Annotated in this window: 22 protein-coding genes; 14 read left to right on the forward strand and 8 right to left on the reverse strand. The window is 71.5% G+C overall.

Annotation, left to right across the window (positions count from 1 at the left end):
• Window positions 1-28 precede the first annotated feature (28 nt).
• Window positions 29-781: a FadR/GntR family transcriptional regulator gene (locus tag ACIBKY_RS10375; protein WP_397096123.1), complete on the forward strand. Its 753-nt coding sequence runs from the start codon at window positions 29-31 to the stop codon at window positions 779-781.
• Between the two features lie 57 nt (window positions 782-838).
• Window positions 839-1792 carry an adenylate/guanylate cyclase domain-containing protein gene (locus ACIBKY_RS10380; protein ID WP_397096125.1) on the forward strand — a complete coding sequence of 318 codons (954 nt, stop codon included), beginning with the start codon at window positions 839-841 and terminating at the stop codon, window positions 1790-1792.
• Here the strand turns inward: ACIBKY_RS10380 and ACIBKY_RS10385 are convergent.
• Window positions 1776-2273, reverse strand: coding sequence for an SAM-dependent methyltransferase (locus ACIBKY_RS10385; protein WP_397096127.1), 498 nt, complete (start codon window positions 2271-2273; stop codon window positions 1776-1778). The two genes, ACIBKY_RS10380 and ACIBKY_RS10385, sit on opposite strands and share 17 nt — an antisense overlap.
• A gap of 84 nt (window positions 2274-2357) precedes the next feature.
• Here ACIBKY_RS10385 and ACIBKY_RS10390 point away from each other — a divergent pair, with 84 nt between their 5' ends.
• From ACIBKY_RS10390 to ACIBKY_RS10400, 3 genes are read left to right on the forward strand one after another with little or no spacing between them, the layout of a single operon-like run.
• On the forward strand, window positions 2358-2846 hold the full coding sequence (locus ACIBKY_RS10390; protein ID WP_397096129.1) for a SigE family RNA polymerase sigma factor: 489 nt from the start codon (window positions 2358-2360) through the stop codon (window positions 2844-2846).
• Complete coding sequence (locus tag ACIBKY_RS10395; protein WP_397096131.1) at window positions 2843-3835, forward strand: hypothetical protein; 993 nt, start codon at window positions 2843-2845, stop codon at window positions 3833-3835. Before ACIBKY_RS10390 ends, ACIBKY_RS10395 begins: the two co-directional genes overlap by 4 nt.
• Before the next feature lie 34 nt (window positions 3836-3869).
• Entirely contained in the window at window positions 3870-4838 is a 969-nt protein-coding gene (locus tag ACIBKY_RS10400) for an LLM class flavin-dependent oxidoreductase (protein WP_397096133.1), read from the forward strand.
• A 46-nt stretch (window positions 4839-4884) separates the two neighbouring features.
• Here the strand turns inward: ACIBKY_RS10400 and ACIBKY_RS10405 are convergent, their stop codons facing one another.
• Window positions 4885-5118: a hypothetical protein gene (locus ACIBKY_RS10405; RefSeq protein WP_397096135.1), complete on the reverse strand. Its 234-nt coding sequence runs from the start codon at window positions 5116-5118 to the stop codon at window positions 4885-4887.
• 347 nt (window positions 5119-5465) lie between these two features.
• On the opposite strand from ACIBKY_RS10405, the gene ACIBKY_RS10410 reads away from it, so the two are divergent.
• From ACIBKY_RS10410 to ACIBKY_RS10430, 5 genes are all read left to right on the forward strand, one after another.
• Window positions 5466-6539, forward strand: a complete 1074-nt coding sequence (locus ACIBKY_RS10410; protein ID WP_397096137.1) for a hypothetical protein — start codon at window positions 5466-5468, stop codon at window positions 6537-6539.
• Window positions 6536-8224 carry a GNAT family N-acetyltransferase gene (locus ACIBKY_RS10415; protein ID WP_397096139.1) on the forward strand — a complete coding sequence of 563 codons (1689 nt, stop codon included), beginning with the start codon at window positions 6536-6538 and terminating at the stop codon, window positions 8222-8224. The genes ACIBKY_RS10410 and ACIBKY_RS10415 overlap by 4 nt, the downstream gene beginning before the upstream one ends.
• Window positions 8225-8251: 27 nt before the next feature.
• Window positions 8252-9343, forward strand: coding sequence for a hypothetical protein (locus tag ACIBKY_RS10420; RefSeq protein ID WP_397096141.1), 1092 nt, complete (start codon window positions 8252-8254; stop codon window positions 9341-9343).
• Between the two features lie 109 nt (window positions 9344-9452).
• On the forward strand, window positions 9453-10634 hold the full coding sequence (locus ACIBKY_RS10425; RefSeq protein WP_397096143.1) for a S8 family peptidase: 1182 nt from the start codon (window positions 9453-9455) through the stop codon (window positions 10632-10634).
• A 20-nt stretch (window positions 10635-10654) separates the two neighbouring features.
• Entirely contained in the window at window positions 10655-12043 is a 1389-nt protein-coding gene (locus tag ACIBKY_RS10430; RefSeq protein WP_397096145.1) for a tetratricopeptide repeat protein, read from the forward strand.
• A 2-nt stretch (window positions 12044-12045) separates the two neighbouring features.
• On the opposite strand, the gene ACIBKY_RS10435 is transcribed toward ACIBKY_RS10430, so the two are convergent.
• From ACIBKY_RS10435 to ACIBKY_RS10450, 4 genes are read right to left on the reverse strand one after another with little or no spacing between them, the layout of a single operon-like run.
• Window positions 12046-13386 carry an alpha-L-fucosidase gene (locus tag ACIBKY_RS10435; RefSeq protein WP_397096147.1) on the reverse strand — a complete coding sequence of 447 codons (1341 nt, stop codon included), beginning with the start codon at window positions 13384-13386 and terminating at the stop codon, window positions 12046-12048.
• A gap of 11 nt (window positions 13387-13397) precedes the next feature.
• The gene (locus ACIBKY_RS10440) at window positions 13398-14231 is read right to left on the reverse strand and encodes a carbohydrate ABC transporter permease (protein WP_397096149.1); all 834 of its coding nucleotides are present in this window, start codon (window positions 14229-14231) and stop codon (window positions 13398-13400) included.
• Window positions 14221-15057 (reverse strand): carbohydrate ABC transporter permease, encoded by an 837-nt coding sequence (locus tag ACIBKY_RS10445; protein WP_397096151.1) that lies wholly within the window; start codon window positions 15055-15057, stop codon window positions 14221-14223. The genes ACIBKY_RS10440 and ACIBKY_RS10445 overlap by 11 nt, the downstream gene beginning before the upstream one ends.
• Window positions 15054-16310, reverse strand: coding sequence for an ABC transporter substrate-binding protein (locus tag ACIBKY_RS10450; RefSeq protein WP_397096153.1), 1257 nt, complete (start codon window positions 16308-16310; stop codon window positions 15054-15056). Before ACIBKY_RS10450 ends, ACIBKY_RS10445 begins: the two co-directional genes overlap by 4 nt.
• Window positions 16311-16399: 89 nt before the next feature.
• On the opposite strand from ACIBKY_RS10450, the gene ACIBKY_RS10455 reads away from it, so the two are divergent.
• The 3 genes from ACIBKY_RS10455 (at window position 16400) to ACIBKY_RS10465 (ending at window position 19071) form a co-directional block, all read left to right on the forward strand.
• Window positions 16400-17515, forward strand: a complete 1116-nt coding sequence (locus ACIBKY_RS10455; RefSeq protein ID WP_397096155.1) for an ROK family protein — start codon at window positions 16400-16402, stop codon at window positions 17513-17515.
• A 198-nt stretch (window positions 17516-17713) separates the two neighbouring features.
• Window positions 17714-18529 (forward strand): PIG-L family deacetylase, encoded by an 816-nt coding sequence (locus ACIBKY_RS10460; RefSeq protein WP_397096157.1) that lies wholly within the window; start codon window positions 17714-17716, stop codon window positions 18527-18529.
• Complete coding sequence (locus ACIBKY_RS10465) at window positions 18529-19071, forward strand: RNA 2'-phosphotransferase (RefSeq protein WP_397096159.1); 543 nt, start codon at window positions 18529-18531, stop codon at window positions 19069-19071. Before ACIBKY_RS10460 ends, ACIBKY_RS10465 begins: the two co-directional genes overlap by 1 nt.
• 26 nt (window positions 19072-19097) lie before the next feature.
• Here the strand turns inward: ACIBKY_RS10465 and ACIBKY_RS10470 are convergent, their stop codons facing one another.
• Both ACIBKY_RS10470 and ACIBKY_RS10475 read right to left on the reverse strand, forming a co-directional pair.
• Window positions 19098-19913 (reverse strand): SDR family oxidoreductase, encoded by an 816-nt coding sequence (locus ACIBKY_RS10470; protein ID WP_397096161.1) that lies wholly within the window; start codon window positions 19911-19913, stop codon window positions 19098-19100.
• A 127-nt stretch (window positions 19914-20040) separates the two neighbouring features.
• Window positions 20041-20949, reverse strand: coding sequence for an RNA polymerase sigma-70 factor (locus tag ACIBKY_RS10475; RefSeq protein ID WP_397096163.1), 909 nt, complete (start codon window positions 20947-20949; stop codon window positions 20041-20043).
• Window positions 20950-21076: 127 nt separating this feature from the next.
• Between ACIBKY_RS10475 and ACIBKY_RS10480 the strand changes: the two genes are divergently transcribed.
• Complete coding sequence (locus ACIBKY_RS10480; protein ID WP_397096165.1) at window positions 21077-22807, forward strand: L-aspartate oxidase; 1731 nt, start codon at window positions 21077-21079, stop codon at window positions 22805-22807.
• Window positions 22808-22879: the final 72 nt, after the last annotated feature.

Here is a 22879-nt window from a genome sequence, read left to right on the forward strand (position 1 = left end):
CAACTGCTCGGGTCAAGGGGGCTCTTCCATGGGCGGACCGCGGTTTGAACCGGTGCGCACCGTCCGCGCGTACGAGCGCATCGTCGAGCAGATCGAGGAGGCCGTCGAGACCGGCACGCTCACCCCTGGACACCGGCTGCCCAGCGAGCGGGACCTGATGGCGCAGTTCTCCGTCAGCCGCTCGACCGTGCGCGAGGCGCTGCGCGTGCTACAGGCGCGCGGGCTGGTCCGCTCCCGGCCCGGGGACCCCAACGGGGCCGAGGTGCTGCCGTTCACCCCGGCCGCGCTCCACAAGTCGATGACCACGCTGGCGCGGGTGGACCAGCTGTCGCTGGGCGAGCTGGTCGGGTTCCGCATGACGCTCGACTCCGCGGCCAACCTGCTGGCCGCGCGGCTGCGTACCGAGGCGCAGCTGGCGGAGATGGACGCGGCGATCACCGCGATGCGCGCCGCCGCCGAGACCGGCTACGACGCGTTCAGCGCGGCCGACGTCGCCTTCCACGACGCCGTGGCCAGGGCCAGCGGCAACAAGCTCATCCAGATCTGCACCGACGTGGTGCGCTCGATCGTGCTGAACCTGATCGAGGAGAAGATCGCCGCCGCGCCCGACCAGGACGGGCTGATGCGGCAGAGCATCGGCCACCACGAGGAGGTCCTGGCCGCGGTGCGGGCCGGCGACGGACCGCTGGCGGCCCGGCTGTCGCGCCAGACCATGTACGACTACTACGTCGGCTATGTGCCCGCCGCGGAACGCGCCGCCCTGCGCGCCCTCCTGGACTGACCCGGCGGCCCGGCAGGGGTCGTCGCGGGCGGGCGGGCCGGGTGTTAGGTTGCAGCCGTGACGAGTGAGGACGGGCTGACGGAGGCGTTCCTCCGCGAGCACCGTCGTTACACCAGCCACCAGGTCGCCGAGATGGCCGGGGTGCCCGTCTACCGCGCGCGCAGGTTCTGGCGCGCGCTCGGCTTCGCCAACGTCGCCGACGACGCGGTCGAGTTCACCGACTCCGACGTCGAGGCCCTGCGCACGCTGCTCGGCATGGTGAGCCGGGGCCTGTACGACGAGGGTCACGTGCTGCTCATGGCCCGTTCGCTGGGCCGGGCGACCGCGCGGCTGGCCGAGTCGCAGGCCGAGCTGGGCGCCGAGGAGCTCGACCAGGCGGGCGTGCCGCTGGCCGACCGGCCGCGCGCGTGGACGCGCCGGGCCAGGCGGGTGGTGCCCGACCTGGAGAAACTGCTGGTCTACGCCTGGCGCAGGCAGCTCGCCGCCGCGGCCGGCCGCATGGCCGAGCAGGAGAAGACCGCGGTACGCCTGGCGGTGGGCTTCGCCGACCTCGTCGGGTTCACCCGGCTGAGCAGGCAGATCTCCGAGATCGAGCTGGCCGCGCTGGTCGACGAGTTCGAGGGCAGGTCGGCCGACGTGGTCACCTCGACCGGCGGCCGGGTGATCAAGACGCTGGGCGACTCGGTGCTGTTCGTCTCGGGCAAGGCGCACGACGCGGCGGAGATCGCGCTGCGGCTGCTGGCCGCCCACGCCAAGGTGCGCGGCATGCCGGAGCTGCGCGTGGGCCTGGCCGTGGGGCCGGTCATCGGCCGCATGGGCGACGTGTTCGGCACCACGGTCAACCTCGCCAGCAGGCTGACGGCCCTGGCGCACCCCGGGACGATCCTCGCCGACCCGGACCTCGCAGAGGAGCTGACCGGCGACCGCGCCTTCCGGCTGGTCCCGGTCGACCGGCTCACGGTGCGCGGGCTGGGCGAGCTGGTGCCGTTCACCGTCAAGCGGGCGCTGTGACCTCGCCCTTCACGCACAGCAGGTTGCCCTCGCGCACGGTCGTGACGTGGAAGCCGCCCGCGGCCAGCGCGCCGCCCACCTTCTCCGCCAGTTCCTCCACGCGTCCCGGCGGCTCGTAGAAGACGTAGAGCGCGCCCCGCCCGGTCAGGGCGCTCCTGATGAGGCCGAGTTCGCCCGCCGGTGAGCGGGTCCAGAAAAGGTTGACGTTGACCGCGAACACCTTGTCGTAGCCGCCGTCGCCGATGCCGTCCTCAAGCGCCCCGAGGCGGAAGACGGCCAGGCCGGCGTCGAGGTGGCGCCGGTTGCGCAGCTCGGCCGCCTTGATCGCGGTCGCGGAGCGGTCGAGCGCGGTCACCCGCGCGCCCCGGTCGCAGAGCAGCTCGGCGGCCACGCCGCGGCCGCACCCGATCTCGAGGATCCGCTCCCCCGCGCGCACGCCGAGGGTGTCCACCGCCCATGTCAGCCGTGCCGGGATCGCCATGAACTCCATCCTGCCCCAGGGCAACCGGGCCCGCCGCCCGATGCGTCAGTACGGTCGACAGCGACAACCCGAGAGGCCCATCAGGTGGCAGACAGATCGATATTTCATGATTTCGTGGCCGCGCGGTCGGACCACCTCCTCCGCACCGCCTACCTGCTGACCCACGACTGGGCACTGGCCGAGGACCTGCTGCAGGAGGCGCTGGCCAAGGCGTGGTTCGCCTGGCCGAGGGTGGAGGAGCCGGAGCCGTACGTGCGCCGGGTCATCGTCACCACCTTCACCTCCTGGTGGCGGCGGCGCTGGCGGCGCGAGCTGCCCAGCCACGACCTGCCCGACACCGCCCACCCCGACGCCACCGGCGGATTCGACGAGCACGACTCGCTGTGGCGGGCGATCGGACGGCTGCCGGCCAGGCAGCGGGCGGTGATCGTGCTGCGCTTCTACGAGGACCTGCCGGTCGCCGAGACGGCCCGCGCCCTCGGCTGCGAACCGGGCACGGTCAAGAGCCAGACGGCCAAGGCCCTGGCCAAGTTGCGGGTGGACGAATCGATCGTGAAGGAGTTGCAGCGATGACCGTGCAGGACCTGCGTGAGGTGCTGCGGGAGCGCGGCGCCACCGCGCCGCCGCCCAACCCGGCCCGCCGTACCCAGGTCGAGGCCCGCATCCGCCGCAGGCGGCTGCGCAGGAACGCGGTGGCGGGCGGCGCGATCGCGGCCGCCGTCGCGCTCGCGGCCACCCTTCTCCCGGGTACGGCGCAACCGCCCGACCAGACGGCGGCCACCAAGCCCACGTTGCCCGACACCTTCGTCGCCGCCGACGGCACCGAGTACCGCAAGGTGGCCGCCACGACCGTGGTCACCCCGGGCAAGAAGAAGGTCACCGTGACCGTCCCGCTGACCGGCAACCCCATCGACCTGGCCGCCAGTTGCACGGGCTCGGTCAGGGGGAGCATCACGCCCTCGGTCGCCGCCGCCGGCCTGCCCCCGCAGCACGACCTGGTGGCCTGCTCCAAGGAGATGCAGTTGCTCGGCCTCCAGGTCCCGAAGGGCACCGGCAAGGCCGAGGTCGTCATCGATCCCGTGGTCGCCGGCACGGGCTGCATCCAGACGAAGAAGAACGGGCCGTGTGACCAGCCGAAGATCGAGCGGAGCGTCTGGTCGCTCGCCTTCTACGAGTGGATCCCGCCCGCGCGTCAGGTGATCCCCGAAGAGCCGCGCGCCCTGCCCGGACGGCTGGGCGAGATGAAGCTGAGAAAGACCGAGTCGGGAACCTGGCCGGAGCAGGACACCGTCACCTTCCGCACGAGCGGCGCGATCGGCCTGGAGAAGATCTGCACCGGCGATCTGGCCCAGCGGCTGTCGTTCAAGGTCGCCGTCAACGGCAAGGACACCGGCGTCAGCGGCAGTTGCGCCGCCTGGAAGCAGGGTGACTTTCCCTGGGCGATGGGGTTGCACACCCTGCCGGAGGGCAAGACCTCGACCGTCACGCTCAAGCTGCGCATGGACGGCGGCGCCCACCCCAACCGGCCGGTCCGCTGGTCGGTGGGGCTGTACCGGAAGTAGGAAATCTTTCCGGCCGTCAGGTGTTACACCAGAGGTGACTCGTTACTCGATCCTCGACCGCTCGCTCGTCCGCGCCGGACAGGATCCGGCGCGGGCGCTGCGCGACACCGTCCGATTCGCCCGGCAGGCGGAGGAGCTGGGCTACCACCGCTTCTGGGTCTCCGAGCACCACAGCGTGCCCGGTGTGGCCGGCTCCGCGCCGACCGTGCTGGCCGCCGCCGTCGCGGCGGCGACCTCCCGCATCAGGGTCGGCACCGGCGGCGTCATGCTGCCCAACCACCGGCCGCTGGTGGTGGCCGAGCAGTTCGGCGTGCTGGAGTCCCTGTACCCGGGGCGGATCGACATGGGGCTCGGCCGTTCCGTGGGGTTCACCGGCGGCATCCGCAGGGCGCTGGGGCACGGGCCGGCCGACGCCGGCGAGTTCGGCGAACGGCTGGAGGAACTGCTCGGCTTCCTCACCGGCAAGCAGCAGGCCCATCCCGGTGTGCACGCGTATCCCGCGGAAGGGTTGCGGCCGGAGGTGTTCGTGCTGGCGATGGGGGCCGGCGCCGACATCGCCGCCGAGCACGGGCTGCCCATGGTGATCGGGAACGGCGCGCGGATGACGGAGGCGGCCGGGCGTTACCGGGCCGCGTTCCGGCCGTCGGAGTGGGCGGCGCGGCCGTACGTGATGGTGGCGGCGAACGTGGCGGTCGGCGAGACGGCGGCAGCGGCGGCGTACCTGCAGGTGCCGGAGGCCTGGGCGACGGCGGTGTCACGGACGCGCGGCGCGTTCCCGCCCCTGTCCCCGGCGGCGGAGATCCTCGCCTCGGAGATGAGCGAGCGGGAGAGGGGGTACCTGGAGGAGGCGCGGGCCGGGCAGATCCACGGGACGGCCGGGGAGGTGGCGCTGGCCCTCGACGACCTGGTGGAGCGGTCGGGGGCCGATGAGGTGCTGGTCACGATGAACACCTACGACCTGGACGAGCGCCTCGACTCCTATACGAGGCTGGCGCGCCTGTAGGCGTCACCCGAGATGGGCGCTGCGGGGTCGCGCCCATCTCCGCGGTTCACGGCCCGAGGGCCAGAGCGACCTGCGCGAGGAGCACCACGGCCAGCGCGCCCAGCGCGATGGCGGCGATCAGGACGAGAACGATGCGCAGGAGGAAGGAGACTGCCTTCGCCACCTGGCGGACGGCGAAGAGCATCGCCCATGCGGAGACTATCGCGAGGAGTGAGAGCAGACCGCGGGCCGCTGCCACTCCCTCTGGGCTGGCGGTGGTGAGGAGGATTACGGTTGTCATGGAGTTCCCCGGTGGTTGACGCGCCGATGGGGCCTTACGAGTGCGGGCACTCCTGGAGATCGTCTGCCCCGGCCCGGGAGTGCCTGCGTGATCGCAGGGGGTGCTGTGCCCGCGTCTGACGATGCGGGGCGGTCCACGTGATCCGTTCATGGTTAACCTTTACCTAATCTTCACTTCTTCTCCTGAAGTAAGAATTCCCCTGCTGACGGCACGAAAAACCTGCGCGCGCGGGGTCGATGGCTCTACGATGACGCGCACGTCAGTGAACTGGCCAAACGAACTACTCGCATCTGGACGCCAGTAGATGTTTACTTGGAGACTGAAGTTCAGATGAAGGGTGTTTCCTGATGGAACCGATGGACGACGCCGTCCGGGTTCTGGCGCAACGGCTGAGGTCGCTCCGCACCCGGCGCTGGCCGGAGGTGAAGATCACGCAGCCGATGCTGGGCGAGGCCCTGGCCAAGGGCGGCAGGCCGCTCAGCTCCGGCCTGATCAGCTCCTGGGAGTCGGGCACGACTCCGAAGACGCCGCCGCTGGCGCGCCTCGACGACTACGCCACCCTGTTCTGCACCCCGCGCTCGGTCAAGGACGGCACGCTGCGCCTGCTGCCGCTCTCCGAGCTGACCGCCGAGGAGCTCGCCGAGCGCGGGCGGATCCGGGCCGACCTGCTCAGCCTGCGCAACGACGCGGTGCACGTGCCCGCCGGCGCGACCGCCAACCCGTGGGACTTCCGCGACGAACGGCCGATCACCATCATCTGCGGCAGCCTGCCGGCCGACCTGACCGCGAGCCTGAGCAAGTACGTCGACCCCGACGACCCCGACTACATGGAGCTCTACACCTACGCCGACATCGACGCCCTCTTCGAGCTGCATGGCCACCTGCGCGCGCTCAACCCGGCCAGCACGATCCGCCGCCGCAGGGTCGACACCGTCTCGCCGACCGAGGACTTCGCCGGCCACGTCGTGCTGCTCGGCGGCGTCGACTTCAACCCGCGCACCGCCGACGTGCTGGCCGACCCCGCGATGCCGGTCAAGCAGGTGGCCGAGTGGGACGCCGGCCGCGTCTACTTCGAGGTCGGCGAGGAGCACTACCCGCCGACGCTGGAGCGGGGAGCCGACGGCCGGGAGATCCTGCTCGAGGACGTGGCCCACTTCTACCGCGGCCCCAACCCGCTCTACCAGAGCGGCACGCTGACCATGTGCAACGGCATGTTCGGGCGCGGCACCCTCGGCGCCGTGCGCGCGCTGACCGATCCGGCCCTGGCCGAGGCCAACAGCGAGTACCTCAACACCCGCTTCGCCGGGCAGGAGAGCTTCAGCCTGATCACCCGGGTCCTCGTCATGGGCGGCGCCGTGCTCACCCCCGACTGGCGCCTGTCCGGCAACGTGCTCCACGAATGGCCGGAGGACGCGGGGTGACCCGGAACCACCACGGCTCACACCGGCACCTCCTGGCGTCCGCCCCGCGGCCCGCCGGGACGGCGCGGGTCGATGCGATCATCGTGCCGACCGTGCGGCCGCCGGCGTACCTGCGGGACGCGGCGGCGGTGGCGGAGCGGCTCGGCTGCCCGCTGGTCACGTTGTCGAGCGGGCGTTACACCTCGGCGGCGCGGACCATGCGCGGGCTGGGCGAGCTGGGCGTGGAACTGATCGCCATCGAACTGTCGCGGCACAGGCCGCTGCCCTCGCCCTTCCACGGCCCGGAGTTCCCGCGCTCCACCCCGCTCGACTGCCGCGCCGACACCGCCGCCAAGCGCAACGCCGGCATGGCACTGGCCACCCTGACCGGCTGGGAGAACGTCGTCTTCCTGGACGACGACGTCGTGGTGCCCGATCCGGCCGACCTGTCCGTGGCGGCGGCGCTGCTGGGCTCCTACGACCGGGTGGCACTGACGCTCGGCGGCTTTCCCGACAACTCCGTGGTGTGCCACGCCTACCGCGACAACGGCGGCGCCGACCAGGCCTCCTTCGCCGGGGCGGGCGCGATGGCCGTGGCGGCGGCCAAGGCTCCGGCCTACTACCCGGCCGTCTACAACGAGGACTGGTTCGACCTGCTCGGCGACGACGGCATGCTCCGGCCCACCGCGAGCGTCGGCACCGCGCTGCAGCGGGAGTACGACCCCTACGGCACGCCGGAGCGGGCCAGGCGCGAGGAGTTCGGCGACGTGCTCGGCGAGGGCCTGATGTGGCTGCTCGACTCGGGCACCTCCTGGCAGGCGGCGGACGTGGACCACTGGCGGGAGGTGCTGCGGCGGCGCCGCAGGCTCGTCGAGGACCTCCTGCTCAGGGAGCGCAGGGCGGCGGCGCGGGCCGCGCTCCTGGCCGCCCGCGAGCAGCTCAAGCTCATCAAGGCGCGCGCGTGCCATCGCTTCGTGGAGGACTGGGCCGTCGCCAGGAAGAGCTGGCAGGCCCACCTCGACACGTTGCCGACCGGGCTGACGACGGCGCGGGCGTGCGGACGGTTGCGGGAACTCCACCCCGAGCTGACCGTGCACCACCACGAGCGGCGTACGGCCGCCTACACGCTCGGCGACCCGCCCGGTACGGCCGCGCCGTACGCGGTCCGCATCCCCCGTGCCGAGGGCGGGCTGGTCAGGTTCGAGCCGCTCACCGAGGCCGGTGTCGACGCCCTCGTGGCCTCCTTCGGGCAGCGGCCCTACTTCGTGCGCGCCCTGGCCAGGCAGGCGAGCGGCCACGGCATCCTGCTGATCGCCTGGGACCGCGAGCGGGCCGTGGGCACCGTCTACATCTGGCTGGACAAGGCGGAGGAGAAGCGGCTGCGGCGCCGGCTTCCGGGTACGCCCTTGCTCATGCACCTCGACCTGTTGCCCGAATACCGCGACACCGGGTTCGGCACCATGCTCGTCTACGTGGCCGAGCAGAAGCTCATCGAGCGCGGCCACTCCACCGTCGCGCTCGGCGTCGATCCGGACAACCGGCAGGCGTACCGGCTGTATCTGCGCCTGGGCTACCGCAAGTGGAAGCACTCCCCGCTCCCGACGACCGAAGAGATCCTCCACGAGGACGGGACAAGCGAGCGCAAACCAGACAGATGTCACATTCTCTTCAAGACTCTTTCTCCGTTCCCGTCATCATTGCGATGATGGGAGCTTCGTGGGAAAGAGGCTTCTTTGTCACCTGATCATCACGGCTCACATCGCAAGCTGCTCTCCTCCCGAACCGCTCCCGCGCGCACGGGGCGGATCGACGCCATCGTCATCCCGACGGCGCGCCCGCCCGCCTTCCTCGACCACGCCGCCGACCTGGCCCGCCGGCTCGGCTGTCCCGTGGTCGCCCTGTGCAGCGGACCCCGCACCGGTGCCGCCACGGTACGGCGCCGCCTGCCCTGGGTGATCGCCGCCGACTTCCCCGGGCCGGAGCAGCTCCGGTTACCCGGCTTCGCCACCTCCCGCGTCCTGCCCCACTCCTTCCAGCGCTCCGGCGACCTGGCGGCCAAGCGGAACGCGGGGCTGCTGCTGGCCAGGATGATGGGCTGGCGCAACCTCGCCTTCCTCGACGACGACATCGTCGTCTCCTCCCCCGGCGACCTGTGCTCGGCCGCCGCCCTGCTGGACGAGCACGGCGCGGTGGCTCTGTCGGTCTCCGGCTACCCGGACAACTCGGTCGTCTGCCACGCCTACCGCGACGTCGGCGGCGACCAGGACACCTTCGTCGGCAGCGGCGCGCTGGTCGTGGACACCGCGCAGGCGCGCTCCTTCTTTCCCGACGTGTACAACGAGGACTGGTTCTTCGTCCTCGAAGTGCCCCGGCTGGGGGTGACGGGCCAGATGTGGCAGGCGCCGTACGATCCTTACGAGAGCCCGGAGCGCGCCCGTGACGAGGAGTTCGGGGACGTGCTGGCCGAGGGCATCTTCTGGCTCCTGGACGACCGGCGTCCGGTGAGCGAGGCCAACCTGGAGCACTGGCGGACGTTCCTGCGCAGGCGCAGAAGCTTCATCGAGCACATCCACGCCCGCCTGCACCAGGCGGACGCGGCCAAGCGGGCGCCGATGGAGGAGTCGCTGCGCGCGGCACTCGGCCGGCTGGCCCGCATCACGCCGGAGCTGTGCGTGCGCTACCTGGACGCCTGGCGCGAGGACCTGCGGGTGTGGCACGACCACCTGCGGGATCTGCGTCCGGCCGGATCGGTGGAGGAGGCCCTCGGCTCCCTGGGCGTGACCAGCCTGGTCACCAACCTGAGCACCCGCGTCACGTCGAGGTAGGCGAGCGCGCGGACCGGGTGGAAGGGGGCGAGGGCTGAGTAGGGGCTACTCATGCCATTTCCGCCGCCCTCGCCCAGGCTGTGCCCATACCTTCGGAAAGGCGGAAGTGATGGGCGACAGATACACGGTGCTGCGCGACCTGACCAGGACGTTCACCGCGGGTCCGCTGGAGGCGCGGCGGACCGGTGGCGGGCCCGGTGAGCCGCATCTGGAGACGCTCGAGCTCAGCAGGCGGGAGGCCCGTGCGCTGGCGGCGGAACCGGATGTGGCGGCCCTGGCCCCGGCGATGCCGATCGGCCTGCCGATCGACGTGGACGGCGACGAGCCGCCCGCCCCCACCGATGTCACGTGGGGTGTCGCGGCGGTCGGGGCCCCGGGCTCCGGCAGGACCGGCGAGGGATCGCTGGTCGCGGTGCTGGACTCGGGCATCGACGCGGGGCACGCGGCGTTCGCGGGGATGGAGTTCGTGCAGAAGGACTTCACCGGCGACGGGAACGGCGACAAACGCGGCCACGGTACGCACGTGGCGGGCACCGTGTTCGGACGGCCGGTGGAGGGCATCAGGATCGGCGTCGCCCCGGGCATCGGGAAGGCGCTCATCGGGAAGGTCATCAGGGACTCCGGGGGCGGGACCACGGACGCGCTTCTCGAAGCGATTCTGTGGGCGGCGCGACAGGGCGCGGACGTGATCACGATGTCGGTGTCGTTCGCGTTCACCAAGGCCGTCGAGGAGGACGTGGCCGAGGGGCTGCCGGTCTTTCTGGCCACGGCGCGGGCGCTGGAGGCCTACCGGGCCAACCTGCGGTTGTTCGACTCGCTGATGCGGATGCTGGCCGAGCGTTCGGCCGTGGACAAGGGCACGCTGGTCATCGCGGCCACCGGCAACTCGAGCATGCGGGAGGTGAACCCGGCGTTCGAGGTGGGCGCCGAGCTGCCGTCGGCGGCCGACGGGGTGCTGGCCGTGGGCGCGCTGCAGCAGGTGGACGGCCTGCTGGACGTGACCCGGTTCTCCAACACCTTCGCCGACGTGTGCGCGCCGGGCAAGGACGTGTTCTCGGCCCGGCTGGGCGGCGGGCTGTCGGCCAAGAACGGGACCAGCATGGCGGCTCCGCACGTGGCGGGGGTCGCGGCGCTGTGGTGGGAGGAACTGCGCGACACGCTGCTGTCCGCCTCGGTCGCGCGCGCCTCGATGGTCACCAACCGGCTGCTGGCCGCGGCCACCGGCACGGGGTTCGTGCCGGACGCCGACCTCGCCGACATCGGCGCGGGCCTGGCACTCTGCCCGCCGTAATACCCACTAGTTTAGGGGATATGACCACGGATCAGCATGGACTGGCGACCACGGGCTCCGGCGCCGCCGTCCGGCACTACGACCGGGCCGTCGACGCGCTGCTCCACTTCAAGGTCGAGGTGGACGGGCACGCGGCGGCCGCCGTCGAGGCGGAGCCCGCGTTCGCGATGGGCCACGTGCTCCAGGCCTACCTCGGGCTGCTCACCACCGAGCCGGACGACGCCAGGGCGGCCCGCGAACGCTTCGCGTCCTTCCGCGCCCGCGCCGACGAGAGCCTGCTGCTCCCGAGGGAGCGGGCCCACGTGGAGGCGGTGCAGGCCCTGCTGGACGGCGACTTCCGCACCTGCGGGACCCGGCTGCAGGCGATCACCGAGGCGCACCCGCGCGACGCGCTCGCCCTGGCCGCCGGTCATCAGGTCGACTTCTTCACCGGCGACGCCCGCTCGCTGCGCGACCGGATCGGCGGCGCGCTGACCGGCTGGTCGGAGGACGACCGGCACTACGGGCACGTGCTGGGCATGTACGCCTTCGGGCTGGAGGAGGCGGGCCACTACGACCGCGCGGAGGAGGTGGGCCTGCGCGCGGTCGAGCTCAACGCCCGCGACGTCTGGGGCATCCACGCGGTCGTGCACACCTACGAGATGCAGGGCCGCTTCGGCCGGGGCGTGCGCTACCTGGACGCCCGGCTGGACGACTGGTCCACCGGTACGTTCTTCAACGTGCACACCTGGTGGCACTACTCCCTGTACGCGCTGGAGGCCGGGGACACCGGGCGGGCCCTGGAGATCTACGACGCCGTGCTCGCCGGCGGCCGGGGCGCGATGGAGCTGCTGGACGCGGCGGCGCTGCTGTGGCGGCTCTACCTCGAAGACGACGTACGGCACGAGCGCTGGCAGGCCCTCGCCGACGCCTGGGCGCCCAAGGCCGGCGAGGCCTTCTACGCCTTCAACGACATGCACGCCGTCATGGCCTTCACCGGCGCGGGCCGCCTCCGGGAGGCGGACAAGCTGATCGCCGACCGGGGGCGCTACCTCGCCGAGCCGCGCCCGGGGGTCACCAACCAGGAGATGACCGCCCGGGTGGGCCTGCCGGTCTGCCGGGCGATCGTCGCCTTCGGCCGTGGCGCGTACGAGACGGTGGTGGACCTGCTGTATCCGATCCGGCACCGGATCAACGAGTTCGGCGGCAGCCACGCGCAGCGCGACGCCGTGCAGAAGACACTGCTGGAGGCGGCGCTGCGCGGCGGCCGCACGGATGTGGCCAGGGTGCTGCTGAGCGAGCGCATCGGGGTGCGGCCGTGCAGCCCGTTCAACTGGCTCAAGCAGGGCGCGCTGGCCGAGCGGCTCGGCGAGCGCGCCGCCGCGGCCGCCGCCCGCCTCAAGGCCGGGCAGCTGGTACGGCAGGCCTGACGTCAGGGCGCCCGCACGGTGAGAACGGCCGCCGGCAACCCCCGCAGACCCTCAGGGATATCGATATTTCCGGATGAGTCAACCTTGACCGGCCCCTCCCCCCACGACCCCGTGGCCCGCGCCGTCTCCACCAGGTCCCCGGCCAGGGTGAGCACCCCGGCCCCCGGGTCCAGCACGATGACGTTGAGCGTGCCGTCGGGCCGCAGCGTGTAGCGCACCGGCCGACCGGCCGGTTCGGCATGCCGTACCCAGGGACGGGTGCCGTAGACCGCGCCGCCGAAGACCTTCAGCCACTCCCCCAGGAACCGCAGCCGCTCCACCTGATCCCCCGGCAGCGACCCGTCGGCGTGCGGCCCGATGTTGAGCAGCAGGTTGCCGTTCTTGGAGACGGTGTCCGCCAGCAGGTGCACGAGCTCCTCGCGCCCGAGCAGGTGCCGCTCGTCCTCGGCCCGGTTGTAGCCGAACGACTGGCCGAGCCCGCGCGTCGCCTCCCACACCCACGGCGAGGTGCGCGACTCCGACTGGTACTCGCGCGTACGGTAGCCGAGGTGCGCCACCCCCCACCGGTCGTTGACCACGCCGTCGGGCACGCGCGCGTAGTAGCGCTCGAAAAGCTCGCTCAGCCCGTACGGCCCGCCCGCCTTGGCCGAGTCCGGCCAGTCGATGTCGTTCCACAGCAGGTCGGGGGCATGCCGGTCGACCAGCTCCGCCACCTGCTCGAACGAGTGGCGGGCGAAGGCCTCGTCGTTGCGCCGCAGCGTGAACAGGTCGGTGAGCGAGCGGATCGGCGGGAAGTGCGAGACGTGCCAGTCGTGCGCGCCGGAGTAGTAGAAGCCGAGCCGCAGCCCGGCCGCCCTCGCCTGCTCGGCCATGGCGGCCATGAGGTCGCGGCGCGGGCCGCGGCGGACACTGTTGAACGGGGTGGTGGCGGTGTCCCAGAGGCAGAAGCCGTCGTGGTGCTTGGCCGTGGGCACGACGTAGCGGGCGCCGCACTCGGCGAACAGGCGCATCCATCCGGCCGGATCGAACGCCTCGGCGATCCACACGTCGGCGAGGTCCTCGTAGGAGACGCCCACGCCGTACCTGCGCTCGTGGAAGTCCTGCGCGGGCGAGCCGGGGATGCGGACGGTGTTGGCGTACCACTCGGCGTACTGGTGGTGGCTGTATTCGAGTTCCGCCGGCACGTTCTGCCCCGGCAGCCGGGGGCTGGCCCATCCGGGCACCGAGTACAGGCCCCAGTGGACGAACACCCCGAACTTGGCGTCCCTGAACCACGCGGGGACCTCCCGCGACGGGTAGGTGACGCCCAGGTCGGGCCCGACACGACGGTCGAACTGCAGCAAGACCGATCCTTTCAGCGGCCGGCCAGGCCGGCGGTGGCGATGCCCTTGACCAGGTGCTTCTGCAGGGCGATGAGCAGCAGCAGGGTCGGCAGGATGGAGACGATGGAGGCGGCCATGACCAGGTGCCACTGGTTGCCGTTCTGCCCGAAGAACAGCTGCAGGCCGAGCGGGACCGTGCCCCGCGCGCTCACGTCGTTGATCATGATGAGCGGCCACAGGAAGCTGTTCCAGTAGTTGATGAAGGTGAAGACGGCGAGCACGCCGAGCGCCGGCCGGGCCATCGGCAGCATGATCGAGGTGAAGATGCGCAGCTCTCCGGCGCTGTCGATGCGGGCGGCCTCCTGCATCTCGCGCGGCACCGAGCGGAAGAACTGGCGCAGCAGGAAGGTGCCGAACGCGGTGAACGCCCAGGGGAAGATCAGCGCCTGGTAGGTGTCCACCCAGCCGAGCGACTGCATGAGGATGAACATGGGCACGACCAGCACTTCCTGCGGCACCATCAGCGTGGCCAGGAAGATCAGGAAGACGCCGTCGCGCCCACGCCAGCGCAGCGCGGCGAAGGCGTAGGCCGACAGCGCCGAGGCGGTCAGCACCACGAGCGTGCCGACGCCGGCGACCAGCACCCCGTTGAGGATGTAGCGCTGGAAGGGCACGTAGGTGAAGACGTCGGCGAAGTTCTGCCAGCGGATCGAGGAGCCCACGAGCGAGCCGGGGTCGGAGAAGGTCTCCCCGGCCGGCTTCAGCGCGGTGGCGACGGCGAAGATCAGCGGGTAGAGGAAGGCCAGCGTGACCGCGGCCAGCAGAGCGTGGGAGACGGCACTCTTCAGGGGGCTCTTAGCTTTCATAGTGCACCCACCGCTTCTGGCCGAGGAACTGCACGAACGTGACGGCCAGGATGATCGCGAACAGCACCCACGCCGCCGCGGCGGCCAGGCCCAGGTCACGCGACTGGAAGCCGGCCTGGTAGACGTTCATGACAAGGGTCTCGGTGGCGTTGCCGGGACCGCCGGCCGTGAGGATGTACGGCTGCGTGAACACCTGCAGCGCGGTGATCACCGTCATCGTGGTGGCGAAGAACAGCGCGGGCGAGATCAGCGGCAGCTGCACGCTGACCAGGCGGCGCAGGCCGGTGGCGCCGTCCAGCGACGCCGCCTCCAGCACCGGCTTGGGCATCTCGTTGATCGCCGCCGAGAACACGATCATGTTGTAGCCGAAGCCCTGCCACACGCTCATCGCGACCACCGACAGCAGCGCCGTACGGCCGTCGGCCAGCAGGTTCGGCTCGGTGCCGACGAGCTGGAAGAGCAGCTTGAAGATGACCGCGTTGGCCACCATCGGGGTGATCGCCGGGATGAAGAACAGCACCCGCCACAGGTTCTGCCAGCGCGAGTTGCTGATCCAGAAGGCCAGGCCGAGCGCGAACAGGATGTTCAGCGGCACGTACAGGCCGGTGAAGACGAACGTGTTACGCAACGCGGCCAGGAAGTCGGGGTCCTCGCCGAACAGGTAGCGGAAGTTGTCGAGCCCGATGAACTCGCTGCCGCCCAGCATCGGCCAGTCGAAGAAGCTCATGACCACGGCCATGCCGACGGGGAACAGCGTGAACAGCCCGAGGCCGAGCACGCTCGGGGTGGCGAACCCGAGCGCGCTCCACGTCTCCCGAGTCCTCACTGGCCGCGTGCTCCCTGCTGCTGGATGGTGGTCAGGGCGTCCTTGGGCGCCTGGGCCCCGGTGTAGACCTGCAGGAAGTACTGGGCCATGAGCTTGTTGACGTTGTCCCAGTTCTTGGTGGTGAACAGCGGGGTGCCGCCGGCCAGCCCTTCCCTGACCGCGCCCATGGCCGCCTTGACGTCGGCGGCCTTGCCGGCGTCCTGCTTGACCAGGAACTCCTCGTAGCCGGCCTGCTGCTCGGTGCGGGAGGGGAAGCCGCGCCCGACGCCGGCGAGGTAGGCCTGGGCGTCCTTGCCGGTCAGCGTCTCGACCGCCTTGATCGCCTCGGCCTTGTAGGGGCAGCTCTTGGCCACGCCGAAGCCGGAGCCGGCGACGTAGGTCTTGGAGCCGCCCGGCCCGGCGGGCAACGGCGCGAGGCCGACGGCGAACTTGGCGTCCTTGATGTGGGAGCCGAGGTTCCAGGAGCCGTCCACGGCCATCATCGCGTTGCCGTTGACGAACTGCGTCTCGCCCCAGCCGCCTTCGGCCGAGGAGGCGGGCACGCTGCCGGCCTTGCTCTTGGCCAGACCCGCGTACCAGGTGAGGGCGTCGACCATGGCCTGGCTGTCCAGCTGCAGCTTGACGTCCTGGGTGACCGGCGCGGCCCCGTTGTAGGACAGCAGCAGCGACAGCGTGTGCAGGTCGGAGAACGACATGCCGAACCCGGCCTTGCCGCCGCTCGACAGGGTCTTCGCGGCCTTCTCGAAGTCGGCGACCGTCCAGCCCGCCTTCGGCTCGGGCAGCCCGGCCTTCGCGAAGGCGTCCTTGTTGTAGTAGACGAGCATCGAGGCCAGGTCGTACGGCAGGGCGAGCTGCTTGCCGTCCATCTTCAGCGCCTCCAGCGAGGCCGGCGCGAACCCGTCGGGGGCGGTCAGCGGCTCCATGAGGTCGGCGTAGGCGCCCAGGCGCAGGCTCTGCATGGAGACGATGCACGCCTGCTTGCCGGCGGCGAACTCGGTCTGGAGCTTGGTGAAGTAGTCGTTGAACGGCGCGGTGCGCAGCGCGATCTTGACCTTGGGGTTCTGCTGCGTGACGAGCTTGGCGAGGTGGTCCAGCTGGGCCTTCTCATCCTCGCTGCCCGCCCACATCTCCCAGTCGAGGGTGATCGTGCCGTCGTCCTGCTTGGCGCCGCCCGCCGTACCGGACGCACCGCCACCGCCACAGGCGGTGGCTCCGAGGACGAGCGCGAGCCCCGCTGCCAGAAAGCCCTTCATGTGCGGTTTCCTTAATTTCGGCGACGAAATTATTATGGTCGTGGACCCTAGGCTTGGTCGGCCGAGGACGTCAAGGGGCAGGAGGAACATTGCGTGAAGATCTGGTCAGGGCGGAGATCCTGGCCATGCTCGGGCGGGAGCCGCTCAACCGCTCGGAGATCGCGGCCCGCCTTGGGCTCGGTGCGGCCACCGTCACCGAGCACACGCGGAGGCTCATCGACCTAGGCTACCTGCGAGAACTCGCTCCACAGGTGAGCGGGCGCGGGCGGCCCCGGGTGCCGCTGGAGGTGCTGCCCGACGCCGCCTACACGCTCGGGCTGCGTGTGCACCACACCCACGTGGTGGGGGTGCTCATGCGGCTCAACGGCAGCGAGGTACGCCGCTTCACCCTGCCCTTCGACCCGCGCCACGAACCCGTGGAGCAGCTCGCCAAGATGTGCCTGGAGGTGCTCGGCGAGCCGGGCGCGGGTGAGCGCGTGCGCGGCGTCGGGCTCGCCGTGCCCGGCGTGATCGACCCCGCCAAGGGCGTGGTACGGCTCTCGCCCCACCTCGGCTGGTCGGACCTGGCACTGCGCCCCCGCCTGGCCGAACTGCTGCCGGTGCCCGTGCTGATCGACAACGACACGCGTGCCAGCACGACGGCGGAGCTGCTGTTCGGCACCGGGCGCGACCACGACGACTTCCTCGTGCTGGCCGTCGGCGGCGGCGTCGGCATGGGCATCGTGCTCGGCCGGCGCGTACACCGGGGACCGGACGGCGTGGCCGGGGAGTTCGGGCACGTGCCCGTCGACCCGTTCGGCCCGCCGTGCGTGTGCGGGCGGCGCGGCTGCGTGGAGACCTACGCCGCGGACTACGCGCTGGCCGCGCGGGCCCTGGAGCGGGGGCTGACCTCACGGGCGGTGGCCGTGGACGAACTGCACGCGCTCGCGCTGGCCGGCACGCCCGGCATCCGCGACCTGATGGCCGAGGCGGGAGCCACGCTGGGCAGGGCGGCGGCCGGGATAGTGAACGTGCTGGCGGTGCGGGCCCTCACGGTCATCGGTGAGAGCCATGTGCTGTGGCCCTATCTGGAGCCGGGATTCCGCCCCGCGGTGGAGGGCGGAGTCCTGTCGGGCCTGGAGATCTCGGTGCGGCCGTGGGACGACAGCGCCCACGCCATCGGCGCGGCCTGCCTGGTGCTCGCCGCCACGGTCGGCGCCCGCTGACCGCGGGAAGGCCGGGGGTCCCAGCGTCTCCATGGTCGCCTTCGTCCCGGACGGCCGCACCCCTCGCCACCTCGGGCAACGGCCGTTCGCTGCGCCTGTGGGACCTGGCCGATCGCCGCCGTCCCGTGGAGACGGCCTCGCTGCGCCGTGTGAGACCGGCGCGGGATTTGTCGGGCCTGCCGAGTAGGCTCCACCCTCATGGACCAACTGACGCTGATGGCCGTACACGCCCACCCCGACGACGAGGTCCTGAGCACCGGTGGCATCCTTGCGCGCTATGCCGACGAGGGCATTCGCACCGTCCTCGTGACCTGCACCAACGGGGAGCAGGGCGACGGCGTGGGCGGGGTGAAGCCGGGTCAGGACGGCCATGACGCCGCCGCCGTGGCCCAGCAGCGGCTGGCCGAGCTGCGCGAGTCGGCCGGGCATCTGGGCATCACCCACGTCGAACTGCTCGGCTACCAGGACTCCGGCATGGACGGCTGGGACGCCAACCATGACGCCTCCTCCTTCGCCAACGTGCCGGTCGAGGAGGCCGCCGCCAAGCTGAGCGCCCTGATCGAGCGGTACCGCCCGCAGGTCGTCGTCACCTACGACGAGAACGGCGGCTACGGCCACCCCGACCACATCCAGGCCCACCGCGTCGCGGTCGCCGCGGCCAAGAGCACGGGCATCCCGGCGAAGTTCTACTACACCGCCATCCCCCGGGCGCGGATGCGCGAGATGTTCGAGCAGATGAAGGCGGCCGGCGTCGACTTCGGCGAGGACTTCGACCCGGACGCCGACTTCGGCACCCCCGACGAGCTCATCACCTCAGTCGTGGACGCCTCCGCGGTGGTGGAGCGCAAGCTGAAGGCGCTGCGCGCGCACGCCAGCCAGGGCGACAGCATCTTCGTTCTGCAGATGCCCGACGAGGCGCAGAGGATGGCCTTCTCCCACGAGGCCTTCATCCGCGTCAGCTCCACGGTCGAGGCCCCCGACCACGAGGACGACCTGTTCGCCGGGCTGCGCTGATGGACGAGCGGCGGCTGGTGCGCGTCTCGAAGTACCTGTCCAAGCACCTGCGGCACGAGCCCGGCCGGATCGGCCTGGAGCTCGACCCCAACGGCTGGACGGACGTCGGCACGTTCCTGGCCGCCGCCGCGGCACACCACTTCCCGATCACCCGGCAGGAGCTCGACGAGGCCGTCGCCCGCAACGACAAGCGGCGCTTCACCGTCGAGGACGGCCGCATCCGTGCCAACCAGGGGCACTCGATCCCCGTCGATCTGGACCTGCCCGCCGCGGCGCCGCCCGAGGTCCTGTTCCACGGTACGGTGGCCCGGGTGCTGCCGGCCATCAGGGCCGAGGGCCTGCGCCCCATGAACCGCCACCACGTGCACCTCTCCCCCGACCGCGAGACCGCCCGGCGGGTGGGCGCCCGCCGTGGCCGGCCGGTCATCCTCGTCGTGGACGCCGCCACCATGCACGCCTCCGGTCATGACTTCCACCTGACCGCCAACGGGGTCTGGCTCGCCACGAGCGTGCCGCCGGTCTACATCCGCTTCCCGGACTGACCCGCGCGCCCTTCCCGCGGACTCCGTCAGCTCAAGAACTCCCGCGCACCCCGCAGCCGGGTCCGCAACCGCGCCCGCGTGACCCGGCAGTCCAGCCGCACGTCGAGCGGCCCGCCCAGGTCCGTGGCGGCGCGGCTGCCGGTCGGCAGACGGGCCGGATCGAGCCCGTCCCGCCGCGCGACCAGGCATCCCAGCTCGTACCGGCTCACCGCGTCCGCACCGGCGACATGGTGAACCCCTGCCGCGCCGGGACCCGTGAGCTCCAGGAGAGCCGCGGCGAGATCGCCGACGTGCACGGGGCAGCGCACGTCGTCGGTGAACAACACGCCCTCCCGCCCCGCCGCCAGCGCGTGGACGAACAACTCGTGCGGCGAACCGCCGTCCCCGATGATCAGGGACGTCCGCACGATCGCCGCCCCGGGGACGATCGCCCGAACGGCCACCTCCGCCGCCGCCTTCGCCGCCCCGTACGGGCTGATCGGGTCGGGGACGCTCGTCTCCGCGTAGACGACCTCCTTGCCGGAGAAGACGGCGTCGCTGGACACATGGACCAAACGCCCGCCGCTCCCGGACACCGCACCGGCCACATGAGCGGCGCCCACCGCCGTCGTCGCCCAGTCCGCCGGCCGGTAGGCGGCGTTGACCACCACGTCAGCGCCGAACGCGGCGATCCGGCCGGCGACGGCGGCGCGGTCGCGTACGTCGAGCTCCAGCCACTCGGCTCCCTCCGCCCGGCCGGGGCGGGTCAGATAGGTGGCGGCCACCTGATGGCCGCCGGCCACGGCCCGCCGGGCGAGTTCACTGCCGAGAAAGCCGCTGCCGCCGACGACGATGATTCTCATGGCTGGTCACCGTAGAGCCTCCCGCGGGCCGCCGTGACCGCATGCGCACGACATGTGTGCCGCGAGACTCCGTCCGCCGCGGTGACCGGGAAGAGGTTCGCCGATCGGACAGCACGAAGGGAAGCCCTCACCGGTGGGAAGCGCCGCGCCCTTCCGGCGAGGCCTGCGTCTTTGGCTTCACGCCGCGGAGCTTGGCGGGATTCATCATCCACAGCACCTGGTCGATGCCGTCCGGCGTGCCGTTGATCGTGAGGACCGTGAACACCTGGCCGTCGCGGGTCAGCATGGCCGAGGTCTGGCCGTTCGCGTTCGCCCATGCCACCTCCACCCCCACCCAGAAGTGGCCGGCGAACGCCTTGACGTACTTCGCCACCCGCACGGCGCCCTCCACCGGAAACCGGGACGCGCGCACGGCCCCGCCCCCGTCGGAATAGCTGGTCACATCGGCCGCGAGCAGTTCCTCCAGCGCCGCCAGTTCCCCGGATCGGGCGGCGGTGACGAATGCCTCCAGCAGGCGGCGCTGTTCCGCCACGGTGACGGCGGCCCGGCGCCCGGCCCGCAGGTGTTTGCGGGCGCGGCTGACGTGCTGGCGGACCGCCGCTTCGCTGAGCCCGACGATCTCGGCGATCTCCCGGTACGGGTAGCCGAACGCCTCGCGCAGCACGTAGGCGGCGCGCTCGGGCGGCGAGAGCCGTTCCAGCAGCAACAGGACCGCGAACTCCAGAGCCTCGCCCCGCTCGGCGCCCAGGTAGGGGTCGGCGGTGGTGTCGACGGGTTCGGGCAGCCAGGGGCCGAGGTAGGTCTCGCGGCGTACGCGGGCCGACTGGGCGGCGTTGATCGCCAGCCGCGTGGTGATCGTCGCCAGGAACCCGGCGGGGCTCTCCACCGTGGAGCGGTCGTAGGCCTGCCAGCGTAGCCAGACGTCCTGGACCAGGTCCTCGGCTTCGGTGACGCTGGCCAGCATCCGGTAGGCGATCCCGAACAGGCGCGGCCGCACACCGTCGAAGACCGCCACGGCCTCGTCGAGATCTTCCACTTTTCTCCCCTGCCTGGCACCGGTGGCCGGGTGTGACCGTTCTCACCAGCGCCAACGTCACAGATCACGCCGGCATCAAGTCATTAGATTAGGAACTGTTCTTCGCAGATGCGGTTAAAGGAGCGCCATGTATTCGCCAGAGAACCGGATCGCCACCTCAGTATTGGTCATCGGCACGGGAGGGGCCGGGTTGCGGGCCGCGATCGAGCTCGCCGAGCGCGGCGTGAGCGTTGTCGCGGTGGGCAAACGGCCGAAGGCGGACGCGCACACCTCGCTCGCGGCGGGCGGCATCAACGCGGCGCTGGCCACGATGGATCCCGAGGACAGCTGGCAGCAGCACGCCGCCGACACCCTCAAGGAGAGCTACCTTCTCGCCAACCCGCACACCGTCCGGATTGTCACGGAAGGGGCCGCGCGGGGCATCGAAGATCTTCAGCGGTACGGCATGCCGTTCGCCCGCGAGCAGGATGGACGCATCTCGCAGCGGTTCTTCGGCGCCCACACCTTCCGCCGCACCGCCTACGCCGGCGACTACACCGGGCTGGAGATCCAGCGCACCCTGATCAACCGGGCGGCGCAACTCGACATCCCCGTCCTCGACACCGCCTACATCACCCGCATCCTGGTCAAGGACAACGCTGTCTTCGGCGCGTACGGCTTCGACCTGAACGACGGCCGCCGCTACGTCATCCACGCCGACGCGGTCATCCTGGCGGCCGGCGGCCACACCCGCATCTGGCGGCGTACCTCCTCGCGCCGTGACGAGAACACCGGCGACTCCTTCCGCCTGGCCAGCCTCGCCGGCTGCCGTATCCGCGATCCCGAACTGGTGCAGTTCCACCCGTCCGGCCTCATCGCCCCCGAGAACGCCGCCGGCACCCTCGTCTCCGAAGCCGCCCGCGGAGAAGGCGGCATCCTGCGCAACCATCTCGGTGAGCGCTTCATGTCGCGCTACGACCCGGAACGCATGGAGTTGTCGACACGTGACCGGATCGCGCTGGCCGCGTACACCGAGATCAAGGAAGGGCGCGGCACCCCGGACGGCGGCGTCTGGCTGGACGTGTCGCACCTCCCCCGGCAGACGATCATGGAGCGGCTGCCGCGCGTCTACCAGACGCTCATGGAACTGCAGATGCTCGACATCACCAAGGACGCGATCGAGATCGCGCCCACCGCGCACTACTCGATGGGCGGCGTCTGGGTGCGGCCCGAAGATCACGGCACCGGGGTCGACGGCCTGTACGCGATCGGCGAGGCCGCCAGCGGGCTGCACGGCGCCAACCGCCTGGGCGGCAACTCGCTCATCGAGCTGCTCGTCTTCGGCCGCATCGTCGGCCGGGAGGCGGCCGCCTACTCCGCCGGCCTGGCCGCGCAGCGCCGTTCGGCCGAGGCGCTCGGCGAAGCGCGGACAGAGGTGGACGAACTCCTCGCCGCCGACGGGCCCGAGAACGTGCGGGCCCTGCAGCGCGCCCTGCGCGACATCATGACCGAGCACGCCGGCGTGGTCCGCGACGAGGCCGGGCTGCTGAAGGGCCTGGACGAACTCGCCGCGCTGGAGGCGCGCATCGGCGAGGTCGGCGTGCACCCGGACATCGCCGGTTTCCAGGATCTGGCCCACGCCTTCGACCTGAAGTCCGCCGCGCTCTCCGCCCGCGCGACGATCGAGACCGCGCTCGAACGCCGCGAGACCCGCGGCTGCCACAACCGCTCCGACTACCCGGAACTCGACCCCGACCTCCAGGTCAACCTCGTGTGGTCCGGCCCCGGATCGGTGGAAAGGGAGGCCATCCCCGCGATCCCCACGGAGATCGCCGCGCTCATGCGCGAGGTCTCCAGCGAGGGAAAGCTCGTCGAATAGAAGAAGGTTCTTCGCGGCGGCTGTCACAACGCCGGAGGCTGCCCGGTCTTAGCTGGCGACCGGGGCAACGGG

It is taken from the genome of Nonomuraea sp. NPDC050394 (genome assembly GCF_044459065.1).
Lineage (GTDB): Bacteria > Actinomycetota > Actinomycetes > Streptosporangiales > Streptosporangiaceae > Nonomuraea.

Excerpts from the sequence above, each read along its gene's own strand:
- ACIBKY_RS10410 (WP_397096137.1), top strand. The coding sequence starts at position 5,466 with ATGGAACCGATGGACGACGCCGTCCGGGTTCTGGCGCAACGGCTGAGG.
- ACIBKY_RS10375 (WP_397096123.1), top strand. The coding sequence starts at position 29 with ATGGGCGGACCGCGGTTTGAACCGGTGCGCACCGTCCGCGCGTACGAG.
- ACIBKY_RS10430 (WP_397096145.1), top strand. The coding sequence starts at position 10,655 with ATGACCACGGATCAGCATGGACTGGCGACCACGGGCTCCGGCGCCGCC.
- ACIBKY_RS10385 (WP_397096127.1), bottom strand. The coding sequence starts at position 2,273 with ATGGCGATCCCGGCACGGCTGACATGGGCGGTGGACACCCTCGGCGTG.
- ACIBKY_RS10395 (WP_397096131.1), top strand. The coding sequence starts at position 2,843 with ATGACCGTGCAGGACCTGCGTGAGGTGCTGCGGGAGCGCGGCGCCACC.
- ACIBKY_RS10460 (WP_397096157.1), top strand. The coding sequence starts at position 17,714 with ATGGACCAACTGACGCTGATGGCCGTACACGCCCACCCCGACGACGAG.
- ACIBKY_RS10480 (WP_397096165.1), top strand. The coding sequence starts at position 21,077 with ATGTATTCGCCAGAGAACCGGATCGCCACCTCAGTATTGGTCATCGGC.
- ACIBKY_RS10405 (WP_397096135.1), bottom strand. The coding sequence starts at position 5,118 with ATGACAACCGTAATCCTCCTCACCACCGCCAGCCCAGAGGGAGTGGCA.
- ACIBKY_RS10465 (WP_397096159.1), top strand. The coding sequence starts at position 18,529 with ATGGACGAGCGGCGGCTGGTGCGCGTCTCGAAGTACCTGTCCAAGCAC.
- ACIBKY_RS10450 (WP_397096153.1), bottom strand. The coding sequence starts at position 16,310 with ATGAAGGGCTTTCTGGCAGCGGGGCTCGCGCTCGTCCTCGGAGCCACC.
- ACIBKY_RS10470 (WP_397096161.1), bottom strand. The coding sequence starts at position 19,913 with ATGAGAATCATCGTCGTCGGCGGCAGCGGCTTTCTCGGCAGTGAACTC.
- ACIBKY_RS10425 (WP_397096143.1), top strand. The coding sequence starts at position 9,453 with ATGGGCGACAGATACACGGTGCTGCGCGACCTGACCAGGACGTTCACC.
- ACIBKY_RS10440 (WP_397096149.1), bottom strand. The coding sequence starts at position 14,231 with ATGAAAGCTAAGAGCCCCCTGAAGAGTGCCGTCTCCCACGCTCTGCTG.